This window comes from Deltaproteobacteria bacterium, from assembly GCA_009929795.1.
Taxonomy (GTDB): domain Bacteria; phylum Desulfobacterota; class Desulfovibrionia; order Desulfovibrionales; family Desulfomicrobiaceae; genus RZZR01.
In genome coordinates this window covers 1-1,105 of record RZZR01000397.1, presented here as the reverse complement: position 1 = coordinate 1,105, position 1,105 = coordinate 1, and the positions used below count along the sequence as shown (strand labels likewise).

Genomic DNA, 1,105 nt, shown 5'->3' with positions numbered 1-1,105 from the left:
CCGGGTAGCTGCGGGCAAAGGGGACCTTCTTCGGTTCGTGGTCGTCATCGTTGGCCGCAGCCGGTTCCGTCTCGCCATCCCGGTCCCGGGCGGGCAAAAACTTCCAGAAGACGATGGCCGCGCCCTTCTCTCCCTTGCGCACATAGCCGCCCAACTGCTCGGCATTGCGAAAGGTGAGCCAGCGCGGGTCGACATGGCCCCGCGACAGCGCCATCAGATTGAGCAGGAGCACGTTCATGCCCCGATACGGCCGGTTGGTGAGCGCATTGCGAAACGGCCCGGAGTGAATCGTGTGCCAGGGCCTGGCCCAGGGGTTGACGCCGTTCTCCAGGGCGGTGACGATCTTGCCGGTGATTTGCTCGTAGATGGATGGTTTGTCAGGTTGCATGATCTCGCTCCTTGGGTGCCGGGGGACGAGCCCGATGGGGCGTCTGTCCCCAACGGGTTTCATGGTTGATGGTGGCCGGTTTCGGTCAGGGCGACGATCTCTTCGCCCACGATCAGGTGATCGAGCACGCGCACATCGATGATCGCCAGGATCTCGGTGAGCGCCCGGGTCAGCTCGATGTCCTCACTGCTCGGCAGGGTGCTGCCCGAGGGATGGTTGTGCGCCAGGATGACCACCGCGGCGTTCAGGCGCAGGGCCTCCTTGACGATCTCGCGCGGGTGGACCGTGGTCCGGTTGACCGAGCCGTGGAACAGCTCCCGCCAGGCGAGCACCTGGTGGCGGCCGTCGAGAAACAGGCAGGCAAACGATTCGTATTCCAGTCCGGCCAGCTTGAGGCCGATGGCCTCCCTGGCGGCAAGGGGTGAGGTGATGGCCGCCCCGCGCCGGAGCTGACAGCTGCTCAGTCTGCGGGCCGCGGCGAGGATGGTGTCCCTGGATGCGGGCTGGTAGCACCCGCTGGTGTCTCTGCTGTAGAGCATGTCGTGCCTCCATGGGACGGGGCACAACAGCCCATCGGGGCGGTGTGCCCCGTCAGGGATTTTTTTCGCTTGAATTGCGGCCGTGGTCCTGCGCCGCAACCTTGTCTTTCAGGGGCAGGCCTGCCTGCCCCTGTTCGGATTGGTCTTGGGTTCGGTCAGCCGAGAGCCTGCTCCCGGA

At 65.4% G+C, this 1,105-nt stretch carries 2 protein-coding genes; both read right to left on the bottom strand.

The window, feature by feature from the left end; translation table 11 throughout:
* On the bottom strand, positions 1-388 hold a 388-nt coding region (locus EOM25_15270), incomplete at its 3' end, for a DUF1738 domain-containing protein (GenBank protein ID NCC26540.1).
* Positions 389-447: 59 nt separating this feature from the next.
* Entirely contained in the window at positions 448-927 is a 480-nt protein-coding gene (gene radC, locus EOM25_15265) for a DNA repair protein RadC (GenBank protein ID NCC26539.1), read from the bottom strand.
* Between the last annotated feature and the right edge of the window lie 178 nt (positions 928-1,105).